Source organism: Actinokineospora diospyrosa (assembly GCF_024171925.1).
GTDB classification, from domain to species: Bacteria; Actinomycetota; Actinomycetes; order Mycobacteriales; family Pseudonocardiaceae; genus Actinokineospora; species Actinokineospora diospyrosa.
In genome coordinates, this window is the sequence record NZ_JAMTCO010000001.1 from 435,746 (window position 1) to 455,193 (window position 19,448).

The 19,448-nt window shown below is 69.2% G+C and carries 11 protein-coding genes; 9 read left to right on the top strand and 2 right to left on the bottom strand.

Features of this window, described 5'->3' with window-relative positions; genetic code table 11:
• Positions 1–89 precede the first annotated feature (89 nt).
• On the top strand, positions 90–3,305 hold the full coding sequence (locus tag LV75_RS01720; RefSeq protein WP_253884774.1) for a S8 family serine peptidase: 3,216 nt from the start codon (positions 90–92) through the stop codon (positions 3,303–3,305).
• Between the two features lie 220 nt (positions 3,306–3,525).
• Positions 3,526–4,365 (top strand): WD40 repeat domain-containing protein, encoded by an 840-nt coding sequence (locus LV75_RS01725; RefSeq protein ID WP_253884775.1) that lies wholly within the window; start codon positions 3,526–3,528, stop codon positions 4,363–4,365.
• Positions 4,366–5,543: 1,178 nt separating this feature from the next.
• Here LV75_RS01725 and LV75_RS01730 read toward each other — a convergent pair.
• Together LV75_RS01730 and LV75_RS01735 are read right to left on the bottom strand one after the other, a co-directional pair.
• Positions 5,544–6,338 (bottom strand): DUF1684 domain-containing protein, encoded by a 795-nt coding sequence (locus tag LV75_RS01730; RefSeq protein WP_253884776.1) that lies wholly within the window; start codon positions 6,336–6,338, stop codon positions 5,544–5,546.
• Between the two features lie 113 nt (positions 6,339–6,451).
• A complete protein-coding gene (locus LV75_RS01735; RefSeq protein WP_253884777.1) occupies positions 6,452–7,381 on the bottom strand; it encodes an NHL repeat-containing protein in 930 nt (309 codons plus the stop codon).
• Positions 7,382–8,171: 790 nt separating this feature from the next.
• Between LV75_RS01735 and LV75_RS35365 the strand changes: the two genes are divergently transcribed.
• The 7 genes from LV75_RS35365 to LV75_RS01770 all read left to right on the top strand — a co-directional run bounded on the left by LV75_RS35365 (position 8,172) and on the right by LV75_RS01770 (position 19,444).
• On the top strand, positions 8,172–9,251 hold the full coding sequence (locus LV75_RS35365) for a helix-turn-helix domain-containing protein (RefSeq protein WP_253884778.1): 1,080 nt from the start codon (positions 8,172–8,174) through the stop codon (positions 9,249–9,251).
• A gap of 2,168 nt (positions 9,252–11,419) precedes the next feature.
• Positions 11,420–12,169 (top strand): alpha/beta fold hydrolase, encoded by a 750-nt coding sequence (locus LV75_RS01745; RefSeq protein ID WP_253884779.1) that lies wholly within the window; start codon positions 11,420–11,422, stop codon positions 12,167–12,169.
• A 169-nt stretch (positions 12,170–12,338) separates the two neighbouring features.
• Positions 12,339–13,028 (top strand): type 1 glutamine amidotransferase domain-containing protein, encoded by a 690-nt coding sequence (locus LV75_RS01750; RefSeq protein ID WP_253884780.1) that lies wholly within the window; start codon positions 12,339–12,341, stop codon positions 13,026–13,028.
• 121 nt (positions 13,029–13,149) lie between these two features.
• Entirely contained in the window at positions 13,150–13,833 is a 684-nt protein-coding gene (locus LV75_RS01755; protein WP_253884781.1) for a phosphoribosylanthranilate isomerase, read from the top strand.
• Positions 13,834–13,841: 8 nt separating this feature from the next.
• Entirely contained in the window at positions 13,842–14,513 is a 672-nt protein-coding gene (upp, locus tag LV75_RS01760) for a uracil phosphoribosyltransferase (RefSeq protein WP_253884782.1), read from the top strand.
• Positions 14,514–14,569: 56 nt separating this feature from the next.
• Positions 14,570–15,250: an NAD(P)H-dependent oxidoreductase gene (locus tag LV75_RS01765; RefSeq protein WP_253884783.1), complete on the top strand. Its 681-nt coding sequence runs from the start codon at positions 14,570–14,572 to the stop codon at positions 15,248–15,250.
• 99 nt (positions 15,251–15,349) lie between these two features.
• On the top strand, positions 15,350–19,444 hold the full coding sequence (locus LV75_RS01770; RefSeq protein WP_253884784.1) for an amino acid adenylation domain-containing protein: 4,095 nt from the start codon (positions 15,350–15,352) through the stop codon (positions 19,442–19,444).
• Positions 19,445–19,448: the final 4 nt, after the last annotated feature.

Below are 19,448 nucleotides of genomic sequence, written 5' to 3' on the forward strand. Positions count from 1 at the left end.
GTGAAGATTCCCATGCAACGCCGGTGATCAATTCGGCGTTTTCCCCTTGTGAGCGGCGAACAGCGCCGCGTACCCGGGGGAGATCCCGCATGACACCTCGACCGAACCGACCCCGGACCGGGGTCGTCGTCGCCGCGGCGCTGGCCGCCGGGGCGATCGCGACCGGGCCGGTCACCGATGCCAGAGCCCAGGCCGCGCCGAGCGGCACCGCACCGAGCAGCGCCGCGCCTGCAGGCCAGCGCGGTGAAGTCACCCTGATCACCGGCGACCACGTCGCGTTCACCGGCGGGCAGGCCGCGGTCCGCCCGGGCCCCGGCCGCGAGCGCGTCGCCTTCCACCACCGCGTCGACGAGCGCGGCGACCTCACCGTCTACCCGACCGACGTGCTGCCCGACCTCGCCGCGGGCAGGCTCGACCGGCGGCTGTTCAACGTTTCCGCCCTCGTCCGCGACGGCTACGACGACCGCTCGTCCTCGACCACCCCGCTGATCGTCACCTACGACGGCGCGGCTCCCCGCATCGCGGCCGCCACCGACGTGCGCGCGCTGCCCAGCATCAACGGCGCGTCCTTCACCGTCGCCAAGGGCACCCCGTTCGCCACCGGCGGCGCGCGGGCCGCCGGACTCGCCCGGGTCTGGCTCGACGGCAAGGTCACCGCGTCGCTGGACCGGAGCGTGCCGCAGATCGGCGCGCCCGCGGCGTGGCAGGCCGGGCTGACCGGCAAGGGCGTGACCGTCGCGGTGCTCGACACGGGCATCGACCAGACGCACCCCGACTTGGCAGGCGCCGTCACGCAGTCGCGCAACTTCAGCTCGTCGCCGGACACCGACGACCGCGTCGGCCACGGCACCCACGTCGCCGCCACCATCACCGGGTCCGGCCGCTATCAGGGCGTCGCACCCGACAGCGCGCTGCTGGTCGGCAAGGTCCTCGACGACGAGGGCAGCGGCGCGGAGTCCGACGTCATCGCGGGCATGGAGTGGGCGGCCGGAGCGGGCGCCGACGTGGTCAACCTCAGCCTGGGCTCCTCGTGGCCCTCCAAGGGGGACGACCCGGCCTCGCTCGCGGTCAACCGGCTCACCGCCGAGACCGGCACGCTGTTCGTGGTCGCCGCGGGCAACACCGGCCGCGAGATCGGCTCGCCCGCCGCGGCTGATGCGGCGTTGACCGTCGGTGCTGTCGACCGCGTCGAGGCACTCGCCTCGTTCTCCTCCCGAGGACCCCGGGCGGGCGATGGCGCGATCAAGCCCGACATCACCGCGCCAGGCGTCGACATCGTCGCCGCGCGAGCCGCGCACGGCGTGATCGGCGATCCGGTGGGGGACAAGCACGTTTCCCTGTCGGGTACCTCTATGGCTGCCCCGCACGTGGCTGGGTCAGCGGCGCTCCTCGCGGGTAAGCACCCGGACTGGAAGGCAGACCGCCTTAAGTCGGCTCTAGTCGGCAGCGCCAAGCCCAACCCGGCATTGACCCCGTTCGAGCAGGGTGGTGGCCGCGTTGACGTTGCCCGCGCGGTTGTCCAAGAGGTGACCGCGGATGCGGCATCGCTGAGCCTGGGTGTTGCGTTGTGGCCGCACCACGACGATGCCGTCATCACGCGGACTCTTACCTACCGCAACACGGGTACCTCGCCAGTGGCTCTTGACCTCACCGTGGATGCTCGCGGTCCTTCTGTGCCGCCTGCGGGCGCCTTCACGATCTCGCCAGCGCGGGTTGAGGTACCTGCCGGTGGGCAAGTTCCCGTCACAGTTAGCGCTGACACCAGGTTCGCGGGTGCTGACGGCATCTACACGGGGGCGGTAGTGGCGACCGGCGGCTCTACCGTGGTCCGCACGCCTCTCGCGGTCGACAAGGAGGGGGAGAGCTACAACGTCACGGTCGACTTCAAGGACCGGCCTGGTCAGGTCAATGCCCGCTTCCTCGCCTTCGGCGATCTAGACCGGCTGTGGTCATCGGGGAACTTCGTCAACTCCGCTAAGAACGTCGTCCGGCTCCGCAAGGGAACCTACTTCTTCGAGGGCGTGACCTTCGGCGACCACGACGTCTTCGCTTGGGAACCCCGGATCGTCGTCACCAAGGACAGCACCTTGGTCGTGGACGGGGCCAAGGGTGTCAAGCCAGGGGCGTCCATCGACCGCAAGGACGCGAAGGTCGGCGCCGTCGAACTCAGGCTCAATGTGGTCTTGAAGAAGGGCTCCATGGGGTCAGGCATCATCGCCCCCGACTTCGGATCCATCCTCTTGGTGCCGTCGACGACCAGCGCGCCGAAGGGCACGGCCACCTTCAGCCTGCGCGCCCGGCTGGCCAAGCCCGACGCGGACGGTGGGTTCACCAACAGCCCTTACGACTACGCGGTCGGCTACGAGCACGACCAGGTAGTACCCGCCAAGCTTCAACGCCACTTCGCCGACCGGGACCTAGTGGTCGTGCGGACCGAGGTCGCCACCCAGAGCGCCGGTGCCATCGGATGGTTCAACGACCTGACGACCCGCCCGCTGCCCGCGAAGTTCGACCGGCACTACAGCCCAGGCCTGTCGTGGCTGGAGGTCTTCAGCGAAGGGGCCACCCAGGACAACTACGACAGCACCTCGGTCACCGAGGAGCCGGTCGTTTACGAGCGCGGTAGGCCCGCCGTCCAACGGTGGAACACCGCCGCCTTCGGCCCCACCTTCACTCGCTCAGAGTTCGCGGGGATCGTCCGTATGGGGAACGAGCTCGACATCTCCATTCCGCTGTACGGCGACCAAGACCCCAACCACGCAGGCCGCTCCCGCACCGCGACAGCGAGCACTGAGCTCTACCGAGGCACCGAGTTGGTGGCCAAGAACAACAGCAGCGGTTCCCTGTTCGCCGCTCTCCCGGCGGAGAAGAGCACCTACCGGCTCCGCACGAGTGACACGCGGGAAGCGCCGTTCACGCTTAGCACCAAGCTGACCGCCGAGTGGAGCTTCGCGACGGAGCGCACCCCCGAGGACAGGTACACCCAGATCCGCCTACCGGTGGTTCGGTTCTCGCCTACCTTGGACGACCACAACAAGGCCAAGGCCGGGAGCCTGTTTGTCCTGCCGCTCTACGGTCAGCGCTCTGGCGGGGACAACGCGGGCATCTCCACGCTCACGCTTCAGGTCTCTTACGACGACGGAGCCACTTGGCGTCCTACGCCGGTCATCGCCAACGGTGGCAAGTGGTTCGCCCTGCTCCACCACCCGGCATCGGCGAAGTACGTGTCTCTTAAGACATCCGCCAAGGCCGTCGACGGCGCGACCGTCGACCAGACCGTCATCCGCGCCTACGGGCTCAAGTAGGTCCTTCCCCAGGGGCCGTGGTCGGTTCGCCGACCACGGCCCCTGCTCGTCCGCGGCGGGCCCGCTGGCGCCCGCGGTGGCCGAAATGGGCGCGTTCCCACATTCCGCGCACCTGGTTGACACGCTCGGTACGGTCGAGAAAAAGCATTCTCCGCGCGCTGCGGAACAACTGCCGAAAGGCCCTATCGAAGCACAAAACCCCAGGTGAGGCAGGTAGTTAATGGACCATCCCGGATTGTTCGACCACGGCGGCCCGCGGCCAACCGGGGCGCCCGCGAAATCTGATCACTATCCCGACAGCCAGCGGTGCGCCGCCCCGACCGCGATCACCACATTCGGCGACACGGTTCTCACCATCGAGCGGCCCGGGGTCGTTCGCAGGGACGGGGCCACCCTCCTCGACAGCACGTGCGCCTTCCTCTGCTCGACAGGCCCAACTGTCGTGGCAGGCGGTACCTGCGGAGGCCTGTTCGACGCCATCACCGGCAGCGCGGTCTACCGACACCCGTCAGCGCTAACGAGTGCAGCTGCGTTCGCCGACAACGTCGTACTGGGCACCAGCACGGGCGAAGCGGTGCTGCTATCAGCAGACTTCTTGCCTATCACCACACTCAGGCTCCACGACGCCGCCGTCGTCGATGTGGCCGTGGCAGGCGACGTCCTGTTTGCACTATCAGCCGACGGTGCCGCTACCTGGTGGGACCTCGCCACCCACGAACGGCTGGGCCAGGTGCGCCACGCAGGCGCAATCGCTTGCATTGCCCTACCGGACAACCGATTCGCCACAGTCGGCGCGGACCTGCGCCTGTGGTCGGAGTCGGAGGTAGTGACAATCCGCGCGCCGCACCCACTCGCCGCTGTAGCCGTCACCGACGACGGGATGCTCATCGCCGCAGGTTCCCCTACCGGCCCGCTCGCGGCATATGACCTACCCACCCGCCGATGGCGCAGCGCCCCCATCACCGGTATCACTGCCTTGCATTACGCGGCCGACCGCTTCCTCGCGTGCACCACCGATGGCACCATCCGCGAGATCCCCGCGGACGACCTCCTCAACTGACGCGACTCAACGCTTACCTGAGCACGGGCCCGGAGCTGGGCCCGTGCTCGCCACCTGCTTAGCCCCGGAGTCGCAGGCGCTATCCCGGCTTCCGTCAGGTCCGCCCCACCTAGCCGACCTCTGGACCCCCGGAAGCCCTGGGTCCTGCCCGCCCCGCAAGATCATCTGCCGCAAGAGCCCCCGATATACAGCCTAACGAGAAGGCCCGACAAAACCGGGGCAGCGATCACGGCCTGTGGACACCAGAACACGTTGTGGACAACCACCCGCCAGCCCACCCCCGGACACTCAGAAGCCACGGTGCCAGCCCAACCCCGCCAGGCCGACTCCCGGACTCTCGGACCCGGCAGTGTCAGCTCGCCCCCGTCAGGTCCGCCCCACCCCACCTGCCCAGCCCTGGACAGTCGGACCCTGCGGTGCCATCCCAGCCCCGTCAGGTCCCGCCTCAACCCACGTGCTCAGCCCGTGGGCAGTCGGACCCGGCGGTGCCATCTCAGCTGCCGGCAGGTCCGCCCCAGCCCACCTGTTCAGCGCCTGGGCACTCGAACCCCGAGATGCCATCCCAACTCCCGCCAGGACCGGCCCCAGCCCACCTAGCCAGCCCCGTGGACACTCGGAAGATCCGGTGCCATCCCAGCCCCGCTCTCGTCGGCTCTGCCAACCCAGCACCTGGACACTCGGACCCGGCGGTGTCAACCGGCCTGCCGCCAGGCCGCCCCAACCCACCTACTCAGCGCCTGGACACTCGGACCCTGCGGTGCCGACTCGCCTTCCGTCAGGTCCGCCCCAGCCCACCTACTCAGCCCCTGGACAGTCGGAACGGCCGGTGCCATCCCAGCCCGCTCTCGGTTGCCCTGCCAGCTCAGCCCGGCGGCCGTCGGAGTCGCTGGTGCCAGGTGCTCGATGGGGTGGACCTGTTTTGTGTGGGGGGACGGCACCCGTAGCGTTTCCACGCGGCAGGGCCAGTCTTTTCGGCCCCTGCTTTGCGGTTCTGCCACGGGTGTCGTAGGGGCCCCGCACAAAACAGGTCCACCGCATCGAGCTTTTACGCATTGTCGCGGATCGGGCCCGATGTTGCCGCCAGGCAACGAGGCGTCCGATCCGGGTCGCCGAGCTCGCCGCCAGGCGACGAGGCCGACCCGCCTGGTCACGAGGCCGACGGCGAGCTCAGCCGCCAGTCAGTGCGCCAACGCCTCCAGCGGCGTCTTCTCGCCCGCCTCCACCGCGAACGACAGCCGGTTCCCCTCCGGCGGCAGTGGGCAGGTCGCGTAGGTCGTGAACGCGCACGGCAGGTTCGTCGCCCGGTTGAAGTCGAGCACCACACCGCCGTCCGCGTCCGGATCGGCCACCGCGAGCGATCGGTTCGCCGCGTAGGTGGTCACGCCGCTGGTCTCGTCGGTGAACAGGATGCTGAACCCGCCCGCCTTCCCGTTGAACGCCGTCAGCGTGTGCTCCACCCCGTCACGGGAGAACCGCACCACCCCGGGCGCGGTGTAGACGTGGCTCAACCCCGCGACCACCGCGCCCACGGTCGTCGGCTGCGGCTCGTCGAACGGCTCGTACACCCCGCGCAGCACCCAGGCCGGGTCCGGCTCGTACGAGGGCACCCCCCGGAACCCGCGCACCGCCTCGGCCGCCGGGTCGTGCACCCGCACCAGGTACCCGCTGCGCCTGGCGAGCTCCACCTCGACCTCACCGATCCGCACCCGGGTCCCGGCGCCGCTGTTGACCAGCTCGAACCGCTTGACCCCGACGATCAACTCACCGTCGTGGCTCAGCGCACCCCCATCGGGGTCGACGTAGGCCGCCTCCTCGTCCTGCCACCACAACCCGGGCAACCCGTGGTAGGCCGTCGGCCGCTCGGTCAGCCAGTCGAGCGAGACCAACGCCAACCACCCGAGCGGGTCGGCCAGGTTCCGCTCCCGCTCCCGCTTCCAGTCCTGCCACAGCGCCGTGAACTCCGCGTCACCCATGTCCGTGTCCCGTTCAGCCAGTGTCCGCCCTCGTCACCAGGTCGAACACCTGCGCCCAAGCCCTATTCCCCCTCCCAAATAGCGGGAGCCCGCTGACCTCGAAGCGGCAACCACTAGAAGCGCGGCACCGCCACCGCCGTGTACCTAGTCCCCGCCACCGGCACAACCGAGAACCGGGCGTTCACCACGTACAACCGATCCCCAAACGCCGCGACCGTGCTGGCGTGATCGAACCGGTGGTCCGTGAGCGCCCGCTCAACCAGCCCCACCGCCCCATCGGCGCGCAATCCCACCTTGCTCACCCGTCCACCGTCACCCTCCACCACATAGAGGTCCCGACCGACCCGCAACAGCCCATCAGCGCCAGGCAACGTCGCACCCCCGAGGTCGACCACCGACGCCACCCCCGTGCCTGGGTCGACCCGGAACAACGCCCCCGCAGCGCTGTGGCCGACGAGCAGCGCCCGCCCGTCAGGTGTCGTCGCGATGCCGTTGGCGTTGAACGAGTCCGGCAGGTTCTGCCACTGCCCACCCAGCGTGACGGTCTCGAGAGCAGAGGGCAGCTCACCGCCGGGACCCAGCGACAGCTTGTAGAGCCGTGGCTGGAACGAGTCGGTCAGCCACACCGCGTCGCCCGCGATCACCACGTCGTTGACGTACGACCCGCTCGCGGCGACGGGGTAGTTGGCCAGCAGCGCGCCGTCGCGGGTGTCGATGACCCGGACCTCCCCGCTGGTGCCGCCCGCCACGAACAGCCGGTGCCGCGCCGGGTCGACCGCCAGCCCGGCCGACGGCCCACCCGCGGGCGCGCTGAGCTGCCTGCCCGCGCCCGTGCGCAGGTCGACCTGGTGGATCCGGCCATCGGCGAGCGAGCCGAAGTACGCGACCGGCCGGGTCCCGATCGCGATCCCCTCCGGCCGGAACCCGTCCGGCAGCCGCAGCTCCGCCGGGAACCGACCCGCCGCCGCGGTGCCCCCGCCGAGCAACGCCGCGGACAGCGCGGCGGCGAATGCGGCCGCCAAGTACACCCGTGTGCGCCTCATGCCGCGGAGTCTGCTCGCGCCCACCGGCCACGGCCACCTCACATCGGGTGATCCCACCCTCGCCAACCCGATAGAGGACAAAGTCGTGACAACACCGCCAAGACCATTCCATTTGGCCGGGAATAGGCGCGGATAATCGACGATCTGAGCGGGGTCGTGGCCGGTCGACCTGTTTCGCGGACGCGCCCCCGGGTGCCAGGTGGCGGACCGGTCCATTTCGCTGGCGGTTTCGCGTCATGCCCCGCGGCGGCGACCCCGTCGGCAGGTTGTCGGTTACCGGGAAACTCGGCCACTTGGCCGTCGGCCGAGTGCCAAGGCCCACGTCGCGATCGGCTCGCCAGCAGCGGAGATGATCATCGGATGGGGTTGTCCGTTCCGTCATACCCTTGGGGGAGCACGAAGTCGGGACATCCTCGGTTGACCGGGCGCGGCCGACCGTGGGAGACTAAATCAATTAGTTGACTGGTATAAGGGATTATCAGTGAGCGTCCAGTTCTTTAACGACCGCCCCGGGTGTCGCACAGCGAGACGATGTAGCGAAGTGTCGTGAGTTCACCCGAGACCGCCCAGGAGTGGGGTGGGCAGTCGCATTCGGCTGGTGGGTGCGGGCGCCGGGGAGCGGCGCCGGTGGTGGGACCCGGCGGGACCCGGTGGGGGAACCGGCCCGGCGAGGTCTCGGCCGCCGTCGCGGTGTCGTTGTGCGGGTGCTCGAGCGCTCGGCGGTCGGGGCCGCCGGGCGCGGACGAACGGCAGGGGAGAACCGTGCACGACCACAGTGGGGGGACCGAACGTGGGGGTATATGACTTCCGCCCCGAGGACGGGGGCGGCGCGGCGTTACCGCGGGTGGACGAGGAGACGCTGGCGCTCTACCGGCGGGTGCTGGAGATGGACTGCCTCGACGCGGTGGCGCTGGAGCGGGAGTTCGGCCAGGACGGGGCCAGGCGGGTGGTCCGCAAGCTCGCCGAGGCGCACCTGGTGCGCGAGGCGCCGGAGCTGGGCGGCATGGCGGTGCTGCACCCGGACGTCGCGGCCTCGACGATGATCGAGCCGCTGGAGACGACCATCCGCGACGCGCAGCGCCGGATCGAGCGGATCTCCGGGGAGTTCGACCGGCTGATGGCGGTGTACAAGTCCGCCGTCGAGCAGCGCAACCGCCAGTACGGCCAGATCGACACGATCACCGACCGGCACACCGCCGCGGTGCTGGTGCACGAGCGCATCGCCAACGCCCGCAAGGAGGTGCTGGTGATGTGCGGCACCGACCCCAAGGCCGCCGACCGGTTCGAGTCGATCCCGGTCACCGACGGCGGCCCCACCCGCGACGGCGTCCGGCTGTGCGTGCTGCACCAGCACGCCGCCAGGTACCACCCCGCGGTGCAGGACCACGCCGCCGCGATCACCGGCGCGGGCGGCCAGGTGCGCACCATCGAGAAGCTGTGGAACCACATCTGCGTCGTCGACCAGGAACTGGTCTTCGTCTTCGACCACAGCGGGGTGGTGGCGATCTGCCAACCCGCCGTCGCCGCCTCCGTCGCCGCCCTGTTCGAACACGTCTGGAGCCAGGGCAGACCGTTCCAGGGCCACACGGTGACGCGGACCGAGGGCATGCAACTCAGCGAAGACGTGCGACGGGCGATCATCTACTTCCTGGCCGAGGGGATGCGCGACGAGCGGATCGCACGGCGGATCGGCGTGTCGGTGCGGACCTGCCGTCGGCATATAGCGGAGGTGCTGGGGCAGATCGGGGCGGAGACGAGGTTCCAGGCGGGGTACTTGACGGCGAAGTTGGGGATGCTGGAGACGCCGTCGGTGGAGATGCTGGCGGAGGAGGAGTTGGCACGGGTGGAGGCTCGGTCGGAGCGGATCTGAGGGTGCGGGGGTGGCTCGGCTACGACTTCGCGACGTGCGGGTCGGCCTCGTCGCCTGGCGGCGAGCTCGGCGCCCGATCCGCGACAATGCGAAGAGCTCGATGGGGTGGACCTGTTTTGTGTGGGGCCCCTACGGCACCCGTGGCAGAACCGCAAAGCAGGGGCCGAAAAGACTGGCCCTGCCGCGTGGAAACGCTACGGGTGCCGTCCCCCCACACAAAACAGGTCCACCCCATCGAGCATTTGGCACCAGCGAGTCCGACGGCCGCCGGGCTGGGTTGGCAGGGCAGCCGACAGCGGGCTGGGATGGCACCGGATTTTCCGAGTGTCCAGGGGCTGGGTAGGTGGGCTGGGGCGGACCTGACGGAGGGCGGGTTGGCACCGGCGGATCCAAGTGTCCAGGGCTGGCACTGTGGGCTGGGGCCGGTCCTGACGGGGGCGGGGTTGGCACCGCCGGGTCCGAGTGTCCACGGTTGGCCGGGTGGGCTGGGGCCGGTCCTGATGGGGCAGACTGGCACCGCCGGGTCTGAGTGTCCAGGGGCTGCCAGGTGGGCTGGCGGGTGGTTGTCCACAACGTGTTCTGGTGTCCACAGGTCGTGATCGCTGCCCCGGTTCTGTCAGGTCTCCTCGTTAGGCTGTATATCGGGGGCTCTTGTGGCAGATGATCTTGCGCATGCCGGGGTGAGGGCGCGGGACCGAGGATTCGGGCCTCTGCCTTCGGCTGTGGGTGTGCCTTGTTCGCCGCCGGTGTGGATCCGCGACGGTGCAGCTCAATGGGGCGAACTTGTTTGCGTGGGTTCGTGCTGCACCCGTGCTGGTCTCAAAGCTGGGGGTTGAAGGGGTAGCCCAGCAGACGCCAACGCGGCTATGAGTCCGCCCCATCGAGCGCCCAGCACCAGCGACTTCCTAGTCCCCATGGGCCGGGTTGGCACCGTTGCTGCCGGGAGTCAGCGGCAGGCGTCGCCATCTAGGGCTGGAACGGCAGCTGCGGTGTCGCGAACAGGGGTGCGTCGGTGCTGGCTGGAAGGCGTGCGCGCGTTCGTGCGGGGGGATTGCTCGGAGCGGCGCCTACAATTCGCCGTTGGTGAGGTGGCCGCATCTGGGTGGCAGGCAGGCCCCTGGCAGGTCCTGGTGCGGCGGTGGTCTTGCCGAGCACGGCTCATCGTGCCGGCTGGGGGGTGGTTGCCGGGGTGGTGGCAGGAAGTTGTCGTGCCTTCGCCGCGGTGGGGCGGGGCGACCTCGGCGGTCGTTGGTGCGTACTTACCTTTACGAACCTACCTCGTCACAGCGGATGTCGCCGAGACGAGGAGTGGATTCCTTGTCACACCGGCAAGTGGCCCACCGGGCGCGGTGCGCCGGACCCGGCGGCCCAGGCGGGATCGGTTGGCGCGCGGGCGAACTCCCGCGGCGCTGCGGGATCTGCTGGCGGGCGCGCGAATGGTTCCCGTCCGGGCGTGCGGTGTCCACCGGTGTAGGGGATCATGTTGTTGCACGACTACAACGTGCTCGCCACGGTGCGCTCCCCTTGTTGCCATGCAACAAGTTGACGGGCGCCGGGGATGGCCAACGCCGAATCCGCTGTGCCAGCATCGGAATCGTTGGAGCACCTCGACGCACTGATGAAGCACGCCAAGGGGGACGATGTGCTGATCACAACCGCGCGACGGCGGCGTACCGGGGAACCGCGCCGCGCCGCCCTGGGCCGCCGGGGCGCAGCGGGTTCGCAGCTCGGTCGTTGGTGAGCGGGCCAGGCCCGCGGTTCGGGCTGCCGCGGTGAGCGGCGAGCGCCACCGGTAGGCCGCGCGGGGTGGGATCGGCGGGATCCGACCACGTTCCACCGCGCCGATCCGCACCACGCGGCGGGCTTCGCGGCAGCGCGCCCGGCCGCACGGTCGATCCACACTCGACGGCGGCCGCTGGCCCGCCGGGAGCGCACGTGTGCCCACGACCGCGTCCGGTTCCACACGCGGTCACCACGCGGGCCTCGACGCCGTCACCCTCGTCGCGCCAGGCCGCGCGACCGGGGTGCGGCGCGGGTGCCGGGCGCGTACCCCGCGAGTGACCGCGCGTCCCGCCGGCGCTCGTTCGAAGTGTCAGACCTACATCCGAGATCATCGATTCAGGAGGGGTTGTTCAGTTATGCCTTCGTTGTCTGTGGGTAGTGCCCGGGTGAGTTACTCGGTGGTGGGGTCTGGCCCGGTTTTGGTGTTGGTGCACGGCGTGGGCAAGGGTGGTCAGTCGGCGTTCGGGCATTTGGTGGATCAGTTCGCGGAGCGCAACACGGTGGTAATACCTGACTTGTCGGGTAGTGAGGCTGCTGTGGACGATGGCGCGGCGCTCACGATCGAGCAGTTGGCCGAGGAGGTCTCGGCTGTCATCGCTGATGTGACCAGTGATCCCGTTGACTTGGTTGGTTTCTCGCTGGGTGGTTCGGTAGTGGTCGCGACCGCGGGGTTGCATCCGGAGCAGGTGCGTCGGGTGATTCCGGTGGGCGGGTTGGTTGAGACTGATTTGTATATGCGGAATTTGATTGGTTTGACGTTGAGTTTGTCGCATGATGCGGTGGCGTTTGGTCGGGTGTTGACGACGACGGCGTTTAGTCCGCGGTTTGTGAATGGGTTGTCTGGGTTGGCTGAGGTGGATGGGTTGGGGGCGGAGTTGTCTCCGTCGTCGGGTCGGCTTCGGCAGTTGGATTTGTTGGTTCGGGTGGATATCCGGGGTTTGGCGGAGAAGGTTCAGGCGGAGGCTCTTGTGGTGGGGTGTTCGCCGGATGCGGCGGTGCCGACGGAGCATTCGCGTGAGTTGGCGGCGACGATTCCTGGTGCGTCGTACGTGGAGATGGACAGCGGCCACATGGTGCTGTTCGAGAAGCCCGTGGAGTTCGTGGAGCTGGTCAACGACTTCATCCACAAGCCCTGACCAGCACTGACGGACTAGGGCGGTGGGCGTGGCCCGATCCGGGCGACGCGCCGATGACGGCGACCCCGCGCGCGGTCGCGCCCACGCCCGCTGTACCACCGGAATTCGATGGAGTGCACAGCACGCGCTTTTTCAGAACACGTGAAACGTAAGTCCCCTGGAGGGAAAGATGGCCAAGATCCTGCTCGCGGTCAGCAGTCATGACACACTGGGCGACACCGACAACAAGACCGGGTACAGCGTTTCCGAGGCGGCCCACCCGTATTACGTCTTCGCGGCGGCCGGGCACGAGGTGGACTTCGTGTCGGTGCTGGGCGGCGAACCGCCCGCCGTCGTGTTCGACGGCGAGGAGAACGACCCCGGGATCGTGGCCTTCCTCGCCGACGCCGAGGTGCGCGCCAAGCTCGCCGCGACCAAGCCCGCCGCCCAGGTGGCCTCGGCCGACTACTCGGCGATCTTCTACGTCGGTGGGCACGGCGCCATGTGGGACTTCCCCGACTCGCCGGACCTGGCCCGCCTCGCCACCGAGATCTACGCCGACGGCGGCGTCGTGTCCGCGGTGTGCCACGGCCCGGCGGGCCTGCTCAACCTGCGCCTGCCCGACGGCTCCTACCTGGTGGCGGGCAAGCGGATCAGCTCGTTCACCAACGAGGAGGAGGCCTCCCTCGGCCTGGTCGAGGTCATGCCCTTCCTGCTGGAGGAGCGGCTCAAGGAGCGCGGCGCGCGGCACGCCAAGTCCGCCAACTACGTCGCGCACACCGAGAGCGACCAGCGGGTGATCACCGGGCAGAACCCCGCGTCCGCCGCCGTGGTCGCCGAGCTCGTCGTCGAGGAGCTCAAGCGGGCAGCCGACCGCTGACCCACCGTCCACACCGGACCCGGCAACGGGCGCCGCGCACGGATCGCCGCGGGGTCGGCCGACCCGGCTCCCGCGGTCGTCATCACTGGTCACCACTGGTCGTCACCACGAGGAGAGCACCATGCACGGTTTGATCCAGGTCGCCGGAATCATCGACCAGGCCGAAGCGGACATGATCATCGAAGAGGGCGCTGACTGGCTCGGCTTCGCGCTCCGGTTGCCCGCCAAGAACGAGGACCTGTCCGAGGCCGACGCGGCCGCCATCGTCAAGAAGATCCAGCCCGCGCACAAGGGCGTCATCATCACCTACCTGACCGACGCCGACGAGATCAAGGCGTTCTGCGCCGAGATGGGCGTCGACGCCATCCAGCTGCACGGCGACATCACCCCGGCCGAGCTGCGCAAGCTGCGCGGCATCGCCCCGGAGCTGTACCTGCTCAAGAGCCTGGTGGTGAAGACCGACAACATCGGTGAGCTCACCGGGGTCGTCGAGCACGCCGCGGAGTGGGTCGACATGTTCATCACCGACACCTTCAACCCGGCCACCGGCGCCAAGGGCGCGACCGGCCTGGTGCACGACTGGGACATCAGCGCCGAGCTGGCACGGGTCTCGCCCCGGCCGCTGATGCTGGCGGGCGGGCTGACCCCGGACAACGTCGCCGCGGCGATCGAGAAGGTCCGCCCGGCCGCGGTGGACGCGCACACCGGCCTGGAGAACGCCACCCGGCGCAAGGACCGGCTGAAGGTGCGCAAGTTCGTCACCGAGTCGCGCAAGGCATTCGCCCACATCGCCGCCCAGGTCTAGGCGGGGCGATGACCAACGTGATCCGCTCGGTCGAGCACGTGGTGCACCTGCTGCCGCAGACCAAGCAGTTGCGCGCGCTGCACGCCAGCATCCGCGACCGGCACGCCCAGCGCGAGGACTTCGTCTTCAACGCGAGCCGGATCATCCGCCTGCTCGTCGAGGCCGGGCTGGAGCTGCTCCCGTTCGAACCGCACGACGTGCAGACCCCGGTGGGGCGCACCTACCACGGCCTGCGGGTCAGCTCGCAGATCTGCGGGGTGTCCATCGCCAGGGCGGGCGAGAGCATGGAGGTCGAACTGCGCGCGGTCGCGCCGGGGGTGCGGATCGGCAAGATCCTCATCCAGCGCGACACCACCACGAAACTGCCCCACCTGTTCTACGCCAAGCTGCCCGACGACATCGCCGACCGGCACGTGCTGCTGCTGGACCCGATGCTGGCCACCGGCGGCACCGCCCTCGCCGCCATCGAGGTCCTGCTCGGCCGGGGCGTGCCCCAGGAGCACGTCGTGTTCATCAACCTGCTGTCGGCGCCGGAGGGCATCGCCGCGGTGCACGAGAGGTTCCCGCTGGTGCGCATGGTCACCTCGTCCATCGAGGAGCGGCTGAACGAGAACGCCTACATGCTGCCCGGCATCGGCGACTTCGGCGACCGGTACTTCGGCACCGACGTGCTGGTGTGAGCGGGCGCCGACCCGGCTGAAGACGTTGTCCCACTAGCCAAGGAGCACCACGACCCATGTCAACCGCGGTCATCGACGGCGCCACCAAGGTCGCCATCGTCTACTACTCCGGAACCGGCAACATCCACCGACTCGCCACGGCGGCGGCCGAGGCGGCGGAGGCCGACGGCGCGCGGGTCCGGCTGCGCCGGGTGCCCGAGTACGTCAACGAGCCGCTCGCCCCGGAGTTCACCGAGTGGACCGCGGCGTGGGCCGAGCACGCCGCGGCGGTCGCGCACCTGCCGACCGCGACCGTCGATGACCTCGACTGGGCCGAGGTGGTCCTGTGGGGCAGTCCCGGTCGGTTCGGGCTCATCGCCGCGCCGCTGAAGCACTTCATCGACCAGGCGTGGCCGCTGCACGCCCGCCGGGGCCTGGTCAACAAGGTCATGTCGTCGTTCACCTCGACCGGGTCCCCGCACGGCGGCCAGGAGAGCACGATCCTGTCGCTCAACAACGTCTTCTACCACTGGGGCGCGGTCATCGTGCCGCCCGGCACCGCCGACGACATCCAGCTCGCGCCCAGCAACGGCAACCCCTACGGGGTGAGCTCGGTGTCGGGGCCGAAGGCGGTCGCCGGGCGGCTGGCCGAGAACGTCACCGACGACAACCTCGCCGCCATCGCCTACCAGACCCGGCGGGCGGTCGAGATCGCCACCCGGCTGCGCCTCGGTCTCGCGGTCGGCGCGTCGCGATGAGCACGGCCTGCCGACCGGCGCGCCAGCGCGTCGGCGCGCGGGAGCTCCACCTGTGCCACTTATCCATTGGGGGCGAAGTGAAACTCCTTTGGGGGAGATATGAAACGGCTCGACAAAACGAGGAACACGTCGTCGGCGCTCACGGGGCTGACCGAACTGCTCCTTGAGCAGTCCAGGGCGCGGCCGCACGACACGGCCATCGTGTCCGACGTGGACATCCTGACCTACCGCGAACTGGTCCGGCGCTCCAGCGAGCTCGCGGGCCTGCTGGAGCACCTGGGCGTGGCGGCCGACGACTGCGTCGGCCTGTTCGTCGAACCCTCGGTCGGACTGATGGTCGGGGCGTGGGGGATCCTGTTCGCCGGTGGTGCCTACCTGCCGCTCTCGCCGGAGTACCCCGTCGAGCGGCTGCGCTACATGATCGAGGACTCCGGGACGAAGGTCATCGTGGCCCAGCCGGACCTGGCGGACCGGCTGGCCGAGTTGGCCACAGAGGACACCACGATCGTCACGCTCAACGACGCCGCGAGGTTCGCCGCCGAGTCCACGGTCCCGCCGCCCGCGCCGGGCAGCCTCGCCTACGTCATCTACACCTCCGGCAGCACCGGCAAGCCGAAGGGGGTGATGATCGAACACCGCAGCATCGCCAGCCAGATGTCCTGGCTGGCGGCCAGTTACGGGATCGACCGCGACAAGACCGTGCTGCAGAAGACGCCGATGAGCTTCGACGCGGCGCAGTGGGAGATCCTGGCGCCCGCGTGCGGGGCGACGGTCGTCATGGGGATGCCGGGGATCTACCGCGACGCCGAGCGGCTCATCCGGACCATCCGCGAGCACGGGGTCACCACGCTGCAGTGCGTGCCCACGCTGTTGCAGGCGCTGCTGGACACCGACGAGCTGGCCGGGTGCACCTCGTTGCGGCAGATCTTCACCGGCGGCGAGGCGCTGCCCAAACCGCTGGCCAAGTACTGCCTCGACACGCTGCCCTGGTGCGAGCTGGTCAACCTGTACGGGCCGACCGAGTGCACGATCAACTCCTCGGCGTTCACCGTCAGCAGGGCGACCGTCGAGGACGGGCCGAACGCGGTGTCCATCGGCACGCCGGTCGCCGACACCGAGTACCACATCCTGGCCGCGGACGGGGCCGAGGCGGCCGTCGGCGAGATCGGCGAGCTGCACATCGGCGGGATCCAGTTGGCGCGCGGGTACCTGCACCAGCCGGAGCTGACCGCGCAGCGGTTCGTGGACAACCCGTTCGGCGCGGGCCTGCTGTTCAAGACCGGTGACCTGGCGTACTGGAACGCCGACGGCACCGTGCAGTTCATGGGCCGGGCCGACAACCAGGTGAAGCTGCGCGGCTTCCGGGTCGAGCTCGACGAGATCAAGCTGGCGATCGAGACGCACGACTGGGTCAAGCACGCCGCGGTGGTCGTCAAGCCCGACTCGCGTACCGGCTTCCAGAACCTGATCGCCTGCGTCGAGCTCAACCCCAGGGAAGCGGCCCTGATGGACCAGGGCAACCACGGCGCGCACCACCAGTCCAAGGCGAGCAAGCTCCAGGTCAAGGCGCAGCTGTCGAACGCGGGCGCGCGCGACGCCGCGGAGCTCGATGGCAAGCCGGTCGTCGACCTGCCGGGCCGGGTGGCCACCGACGGCCAGCGGCGGCAAGCGTTTGCGCGCAAGACCTACCGGTTCTACGAGGGCGGCGAGGTGACCAAGGCCGACGTCCTCCAGCTGCTCGGCAGGCGGCCAGCCGCCGGGGCGCCCCGCGACCTGACCGAAGTGGACCTCTCCGAGTTCGGCGAGATCCTGCGCTACCTCGGGCAGCACCTGAGCACGGAGCGGTTGCTGCCGAAGTACGCCTACGCCTCGCCGGGTTCGCTCTACGCGACGCAGCTGTACCTCCAGATCACGGGGATCGGCGACCTGCGGCCGGGGATCTACTACTACCACCCGGTGACCCACCAGCTCGTCCTGATCACCGAGACGGTCGGTGCCGCCGAACCCGAGGTGCTGCTGCACTTCGTGGGCAAGAAGCGGGCGATCGAGCCGGTGTACAAGAACAACATCCAGGAAGTGCTGGAGATCGAGACCGGCCACATGGTCGGCCTGCTCGAGGAGGTCCTGCCCGGCCACGGGCTCGACGTCGTCGACGCCGCGTTCGAACCGGCTACAAAGGACAGCCTGGAGGTCGCCGACGAGGACTTCTACCTCGGCACCTTCGCGCTGGTCCGGCACGGCGGCCCGCGTCCGCGCGACGAGGTCGACATCTACGTCCAGGCCCACCCCGGCAAGGTCGCCGACCTCCCGGCGGGCCAGTACGCCTACACCGGTGGACGGCTGGAGCGGATTTCCGCCGAGCTCGTGCTGCGCAAGCAGGTCATCGCGATCAACCAGGCGGTCTACGACCGGGCGAGCATCGGGATCTCGGTGATCAGCCGCACCGGGCAGGGCTGGCGGCGCTACGTCGACCTCGGCCGGGTGCTGCAGCGGCTGTCGATGAACGAGGTGGACCTCGGCTTCATGTCGTCGGGCTACAGCTCCAAGAGCGGCGACGACCTGCCGTCGCACACCCGGATCGACGCGGTCCTGCGCGGGCTCGGCAGGCCGAGCGGGCCGTCGTACTTCTTCGTCGGCGGTCGTGTCAGCGCGCAGCAACGGCTGCACGACGGCATGAAGGAGGACGTCGTGCACATGCGCGGCCCGGCCGAGATGATCCGCGACGACCTGATCACCCTGCTGCCCGACTACATGATCCCGAACAAGGTCCTGGTGCTCGACCGGCTGCCGACCACGGTCAACGGCAAGATCGACATCAAGGCGCTGGTCGAGTCCGACGCGATCGCCGCCGACAGCTCCGACCGCCCGTTCGTCGCGCCGCGCACCCGCGTCGAACGCCGGATCGCCGAGCTGTGGCAGGCGGCGATGAAGCGGGAGGGCGCCTCGGTGCTCGACGACTTCTTCGCCTCCGGCGGCAACTCGCTGATCGCGGTCGGCCTGATCAACAAGCTGAACCGCGAGTTCGGGTCCACCCTGCCGCTGCAGGTGCTGTTCGAGTCGCCGACCATCGAGCAGCTCGCCAAGCGGGTGGAGGGGGCGGACTCGATCCGGTCCTCTCGGTTGGTTCCCTTGCAGCCAGCGGGATCCGGCGCGCCGGTGTACTGCTGGCCCGGGCTGGGCGGCTACACCATGAACCTGCGCACCCTCGCCGGGAAGGTGGGCACCGACCGGCCGTTCTACGGTGTCCAGGCGCACGGCATCAACGAGGGCGAGGTCCCGTACGCCACCATCAAGGAGATGGCGACCGAGGACGTCGCGGAGATCCGGCGGCTACAACCGCAGGGGCCCTACACGTTGTGGGGTTACTCCTTCGGCGCGCGGGTGGCGTTCGAGGCCGCTCACCAGCTCGAACAAGCGGGGGAGCGGGTGGAGAACCTCTTCCTCATCGCGCCCGGATCGCCGAAGGTCCACACGGAAGGGACGCGGGCGGAGGAACGCGTTGCCACGTACGACAACCAGGCGTACGTGACGATCCTGTTCTCGGTCTTCTCCGGCACGATCAGCGGATCCCTGCTGCGGCAATGCCTTGAGGTCGCCAAGGACGACAAGAGCCTGGCGGAGTTCCTCAGCGCCAATTTCACCAACCTCGACATCGACCTGGTCGCCCGGATCATCCAGGTGGTGGGCACGACGTTCGAGTTCAGCTACACCTTCCGCGAGTTGACCGAACGGCGGATCAGCGCGCCCATCACGATCTTCAAGGCCCGCGGCGACGACTACTCGTTCCTCGAGGGCGCCAGCGGGTACGCCGCCACGGCGCCGACCGTCGTGGAGTTGGTGGCCGACCACTACTCGATGCTCAAGGACCCCGACATCGACGAGCTCACCGCGGCCATCCGGCTGCGCGGCGAGACCCAGCGCGCGACCCTGGACGACACCCGGGAGGACACCATCATGCCGCACGTCAACATCAAGCACTTCCCGGTGTCGCTCAGCGCAGAGCAGCAGTCCGAACTGGTCTCCGCCGTCACACGGGCGATGACGAACGCCTTCGGGTGTGACGACGGAGCCGTCTCCATAGCCTTCGAACCGATAGCCAAAGAGGTGTGGAACGAACAGGTCTACTTACCGGAGATCGTGAACCGCAGGCACACCCTGGGCAAGGTGCCGAACTACGGCGCCGACTTCAACTGATGGC